Origin of the sequence: Arthrobacter sp. I3 (assembly GCF_000520575.1) — a bacterium.
GTDB lineage: Bacteria > Actinomycetota > Actinomycetes > Actinomycetales > Micrococcaceae > Arthrobacter > Arthrobacter humicola_A.
Genome location: NZ_KI914944.1, coordinates 23425 through 29372, shown reverse-complemented (window position 1 = coordinate 29372; position 5948 = coordinate 23425). Strand labels below are relative to the sequence as shown.

3 protein-coding genes and 2 pseudogenes are annotated in these 5948 nt (G+C 67.1%); all 5 read right to left on the bottom strand.

Features of this window, described 5'->3' with window-relative positions:
- Positions 1-376: pseudogene (locus tag Y706_RS26120) on the bottom strand (pyridoxal 5'-phosphate synthase lyase subunit PdxS); the annotation flags it as partial.
- Between the two features lie 286 nt (positions 377-662).
- The gene (gene pgsA / locus Y706_RS0117045; RefSeq protein WP_028277552.1) at positions 663-1301 is read right to left on the bottom strand and encodes a phosphatidylinositol phosphate synthase; all 639 of its coding nucleotides are present in this window, start codon (positions 1299-1301) and stop codon (positions 663-665) included.
- Complete coding sequence (locus Y706_RS0117040) at positions 1294-1914, bottom strand: HIT family protein (protein WP_028277551.1); 621 nt, start codon at positions 1912-1914, stop codon at positions 1294-1296. The genes pgsA and Y706_RS0117040 overlap by 8 nt, the downstream gene beginning before the upstream one ends.
- A gap of 19 nt (positions 1915-1933) precedes the next feature.
- Complete coding sequence (gene thrS, locus Y706_RS0117035; RefSeq protein ID WP_028277550.1) at positions 1934-3943, bottom strand: threonine--tRNA ligase; 2010 nt, start codon at positions 3941-3943, stop codon at positions 1934-1936.
- A gap of 129 nt (positions 3944-4072) precedes the next feature.
- A pseudogene (locus Y706_RS26115) lies at positions 4073-5948 on the bottom strand (DNA polymerase III subunit alpha); the annotation flags it as partial.

The window sequence follows — 5948 nt, the reverse complement described above, 5'->3', positions numbered from 1 at the left end:
GGCGCAGCGCCTCGCCCAGGTTGGTCGCACCGCAGACGAACGGAACGGTGAAGTTCCACTTGTCGATGTGGTTGGTGTAGTCCGCCGGGGTCAGGACCTCGGACTCGTCGATGTAGTCCACGCCGAGGGACTGCAGCACCTGCGCCTCGACGAAGTGCCCGATCCGGGCCTTGGCCATCACGGGCACGGACACGGCCGCGATGATCTTGTCGATCATGTCGGGATCGGACATGCGGGACACGCCGCCCTGGGCGCGGATATCGGCCGGAACGCGTTCCAGCGCCATCACGGCCACGGCACCGGCGTCTTCGGCGATGCGGGCCTGCTCGGCGTTGACGACGTCCATGATGACGCCGCCCTTGAGCATCTCAGCCATGCCGCGCTTGACGCGGCTGCTGCCCGTGACGTTCTTCGCGGACGCGCCGGCTTCGCTGCTTACATCAGGTGTAGACACAAAAACCCCTATGGGTAGATAGATGACCTCGCCGGGGTGCGGACGGCACGTTCATGCCGTGTCTCGCACACACCGGATTACCGGATCCATTGGCCGGTAAAGCTAATACTATCCCCCGGCCGGGGCGCGGCAGAATTCGGGTTACAGCAGTCGAATGCCGCGCGGGGACTGGGATTCGGCGCGGCCGCCGGGGTGCCGTGTGGCGCCGTCAGGCGGGACGTTCCGTGGCGGTACCTTCCGGTTCCGCCAGCGACTGGCGGTGCACTGTCACGATGCGCTGGATCACCGTCACCAGGCTCGCTGTCGCGAGCAGGCACAGCGTCACGAAGAGCACCACCGGGGTCAGGCCCAGTCCGGTGAGTCCCGTGACCACCAGCACGGACACGAGGCGCTCGGCGCGCTCGGCGATGCCCACGTTGGCGTGGAAGCCCAGGGCCTCGGCCTTGGCCCGCGCATAGGAGACCACCATGCCGAGCACCAGGCAGAGAATGGCGGCGACGGCGATGGCCGGGTTGGCGCCGCCGGTGAAGAACCAGACGGCGACGCCGGCGAACAGGGCGCCGTCAGCCACGCGGTCAAGGGTGGAGTCCAGGAAATTGCCCCACCGGCCGCCGCGCTGCTGCATCCGGGCCATGATGCCGTCAATAACGTCGGAGAAAATGAACGCCGTGATGAACACGGTCCCCCAGAAGAGCTGCCCGAACGGGTAGAACACGAGAGCGCCGATCACGACGCCGAGCGTGCCGACCACGGTCACTGCGTCGGGAGAGACCCCGATCCTCAGCAGCCAGCGGGCAACCGGGGAAAACAGGGCGGTGAAGAAGCCCCGGGCGTGCCTGTTAAGCATCCTTCTCCCCGGCTTTGTGCTGCGGCGCGGGCATTTCCTGCGGCCATGCGTCGGCGACCTGCTGACGGACCTCACCGAGGGTCTGCGTGACCGCCTTGGTCTGGGCAATGATGGGGAAGAAATTTCCGTCACCGCCCCAGCGCGGCACCACGTGCTGGTGCAGGTGGCCGGCGATGCCCGCCCCGCCGGTGACGCCCTGGTTCATGCCCAGGTTGAAACCGGAAGGGTTGGCGACTTTGCGCAGCACCCGCATGGCCGTCTGGGTCAGTTCGGAAAATTCCGCCGTTTCCTCGACCGTGAGGTCCGTGTAGTCCGGGATGTGCCGGTAGGGGCAGACCAGCAGGTGGCCCGGGTTGTACGGAAAGAGGTTCAGCACCACGTAGCTCGTCCTTCCCCGGTAGACGATCAGGGAGTCCTCATCGCCCCGCTCGGGCGCGGCGCAGAACGGGCAGTCGTCCGGGTTCTTGAACTGGTGCTGGCCGCCCTTGATGTACGCCATCCGGTGCGGGGTCCACAGGCGCTGGAAAGCGTCCGGGACCCCGGCCAGGCTGAAGTCGTCCGTCACGGCGTGGTCGCCCGGATACTCCGGCCCGGCCCCTGTGGTTTCCTGCACGCGCTGCCCTTCCGTCTTCCTAGCTGGTCCGGTTTCGGACAGCGTCGACGATCCGCTGCACGGCCTCGGACACGGGCACGCCGTTGTCCTGGCTGCCGTCGCGGAAGCGGAAGGACACGGCACCGGCCTCGGCGTCGTCCCCGCCGGCGATCAGCACGAACGGGATCTTGTCCTTGCTGGCCGTGCGGATCTTCTTCGGGAAACGGTCCGAGGAGATGTCCACCTCGGCGCGGATACCGGCCGCCTTGAGCTGGTCCACGACGTCGAACATGTAGTCGTTGAATGCCTCCGCCACCGGGATGCCCACCACCTGGACCGGTGCGAGCCAGGCGGGGAAGGCGCCGGCGTAGTGTTCGGTGAGCACGCCCATGAAGCGCTCCACAGAGCCGAACAGGGCGCGGTGGATCATCACGGGCCGCTGCCGGGTGCCGTCGGCGGCCTGGAACTCGAGTTCGAACCGCTCGGGCAGGTTGAAGTCCAGCTGGATGGTGGACATCTGCCAGGTCCGGCCGAGCGCATCCTTAGCCTGGACGGAAATCTTGGGGCCGTAGAATGCGGCTCCGCCCGGATCCGGGATGAGCTCGAGCCCGGAGGCTTCGGCCACCTCGGCGAGGGTGCGGGTGGCTTCGTCCCATGTGGCGTCGTCGCCGACAAACTTGTCCTCGTTCTTGGTGGAGAGCTCGAGGTAGAAGTCGTCCAGGCCGTAGTCCTTGAGCAGGCCCAGGACGAAGTTCAGCGTGCTGGTGAGCTCATCCTTCATCTGCTCGCGGGTGCAGTAGATGTGGGCGTCGTCCTGGGTCATGCCCCGGACGCGGGTCAGGCCGTGCACCACGCCGGACTTCTCGTAGCGGTAGACCGAGCCGAACTCGAAGAGCCGCAGCGGCAGTTCGCGGTAGGAGCGGCCGCGGGACCGGAAGATCAGGTTGTGCATGGGGCAGTTCATCGGCTTGAGGTAGTAGTCCTGGCCGGGCTTGCGCACGGTGCCGTCCTCGTTCAGTTCCGCGTCGATGTGCATCGCCGGGAACATGCCCTCGCGGTACCAGTCCAGGTGGCCGGAGACCTCGTAGAGGTGGCCCTTGGTGATGTGCGGGGTGTAGACGAAGTCGTAGCCGGCATCGACGTGGCGCTGGCGGGAGTAGTCCTCCATGGCCTTGCGGATAATGCCGCCCTTGGGGTGGAAGACCGGCAGACCGGAGCCGAGCTCGTCCGGGAAGGAGAACAGGTCCAGTTCCGCGCCGAGCTTGCGGTGGTCGCGGCGCTCGGCCTCGGCAATGCGCTCCTGGTAGGCCTTGAGCGCGTCCTTGGTGGGCCAGGCGGTGCCGTAGATGCGCTGCAGCTGCTGGTTGTTCTGGTTGCCCAGCCAGTAGGCGGCCGAGGAACGGGTCAGGGCAAAGGCGTTGGAGATCAGCTTGGTGTTCGGCAGGTGCGGGCCGCGGCACAGATCGCACCAGATGCTGTCGCCGCTCTTGCGGTCCACGTTGTCGTAAATGGTGATGTCGCCGGCGCCGACCTCAACGTTGACTCCCTCGCCGGCCTCGGCGGCGTCATTCTTCCTGCCCAGCAGTTCGAGCTTGTAGGGCTCGTCCTTCATCGCTTCGCGGGCCTCGTCCTCGGACACGACGCGGCGCACGAACTTCTGGTTCTGGTTGATGATCTTCTGCATCATCTTTTCGAGCTGGCGGAGGTCTTCCGGGGTGAACGGTTCCGCGACGTCGAAGTCGAAGTAGAAGCCGTCCGTGATGTAGGGGCCGATGCCGAGCTTCGCGTCGGGGCGCAGCTGCTGCACGGCCTGGGCCATGACGTGGGCCGTGGAGTGGCGCAGGACGTTGAGCCCGTCCGGGGAATCAATGGTGACGGCCTCGACATTGGCGTCCTCGGGAAGGGGCTGGTCCAGGTCCTTCAACTCGCCGTTAACGCGGGCCACAACGACGTCGCGGCGCTCAAAGAAGAGTTCCGCGCCGGTAGTCCCGGTAGTCACCTTGGTCTCTTCGCCGTCGACGAGAAGGGTGATCTGCTGGGCATCTGACACGGGTGTCTCCTATTCAAAGTTAAGGCTTCGTAGCTTGTGGCGTACGGGGACCACAGCCAGCCTCGTCCATGCTATCGGTTTCTCCAGAGGCCAACCAACGCGCCACGAGCGAGCCGCACCGCCGGCCGGTCAGCCGCCCAGCCCGGTGATGGCGAGGTTCCTGCTGATCCCGTCCAGGGGGCCGGACAGGTAAGGCTCCTGCCGGCCGGCGGCGCCGGGAGCCGATGCCGGGAACGGGAGGGTCTCCGGGCGGCTGAGGTCCCAGGCCATGGAGGCGCTGATGCTGATCCCCCGCGGCCCGGTCCGGCGGGTGGTGCCGCGGATCAGGAGCAGGCGGGTGCCGAACAGCAAGGGTCCGGACTGCTCCTGCGCCTCGTGGAAGAACACCGAATCCACGCAGCCCGTGCCGTCGTCGACGCTGATGAACACCACCCGCCGGCCGCCCCTCATGGGCGGGGTCTGGGTGGCCACCCGGACACCGGCAACCAGCACCTCCGTGCCGTTGCGCAGTCCCAGCAGCTTGTCCGCGGTGGTGACGCCCAGCCGGTCCAGCAGCGGGCGGTGGCTGGTCATGAGGTGCTCGCTGACGTCCACGGCCATCAGGTCCAGTTCCGCGCGGACGTTATCCACCATGCTGGGTGCGGGCAGTGCCGCCTTGAGGTTCGTCAGCTCCACGTCCCCCAGCGGCAACGCCAGCTGGCCCTCAATGACTTCCACGCCCTTCCGGAGGGTGCGGGCCTGGAGTTTCTGCAGGTGCTGGACCAGGTCCGCCCGGTTGGCGTCTCCCCCGGACGCCCGGTGCAACGAATCGAAGGCGCCCAGCTGGGCCAGGCGCTGGATGCTGGGCCGGCTGAGCCGCGACCTGGCCCGCAGGTCCGCCAGAGAGTCGTAGGGCTGGCCGGCCACAATCCGTTTCAGCTCGGCGCCGGAGAGCCCGAAGATGCCGTTCAGGCTCAGCCGGATGCCCAGCCTGCCCCGGTCCGGCCCGGATTCCACCCGCTCCACCCGGTACTCGGCCTGGCTCCGGTTGATGTCGAGGGGAAGGATAGGGATCCCCAGCCGGCGGGCCTCGGCCACGAGCAGGCGTTTGGGATACATCCCGGGGTCGTGTTCCCAGAGCCCGGCGAGGAACGCCTCCGGGTGGTGTGCCTTCAGCCAGGCCGACTGGTAGGTGGGCACGGCGAAGGCGGCTCCGTGGGCTTTGCAGAACCCGAAGCTGCCGAAAGCCTTGAGGGTCCCCCAGACCTTGTCCACCACCTCGGGACTGTAGTTCCGGGCACGCGCCTCCTTCCGGAAGAACTCCTCCACCCTGGCTTCAAGCACGTCATTGCCGAGGGCACGGCGGAATTCGTCGGCCCGCGCCAGCCCGCACCCGGTCATGACGTCGAAGGTCTTGAGGATTTGTTCGTGGAAGACCGTGACCCCGTGGGTCTCTTTCAGGACAGGCTTGAGGTCGGGATGCGGGTAGACCTCGGGGGCGAATCCGTGCCGGTGCTCCAGGAAGGGCCGGACCATGTCGGATTTCATCGGCCCCGGGCGGAACAGCGAGATGTCAATGATGAGGTCGTTGAATTCCCGGGGGGCCAACTTGCCGATCAGTTCGCGCTGGCCCGGGGATTCGATCTGGAAGCAGCCCAGGGTGTGGGTGCTCCTGATCAGCTCATAGGTGGGCTCGTCATCGAGCGGGACCGCGTTGAGGTCGATGTGCCCGTCCCCTGAGATGTAATCCGGGCCCGTCCCGTCCGGGCCGGCCGGATGCGCGCCGGCGGCCACCACCTCGGCTTTGGAGGGATGCAGACGGATCACTTCCCGGACGGCGAAGGCCATCGCGCTCTGCATCCGGACGCCAAGGACATCGAGTTTCAGCATGCCCATGGGGTCCATGTCGTGCTTGTCGAACTGGCTCATGGGCAGGCCCAGGCCGCTGGGCTGCACGGGGGTGCGGTCCAGCAGGGTGGCGTCGCCGAGGATGACGCCGCACGGGTGCATGGAGATGTGGCGGGGC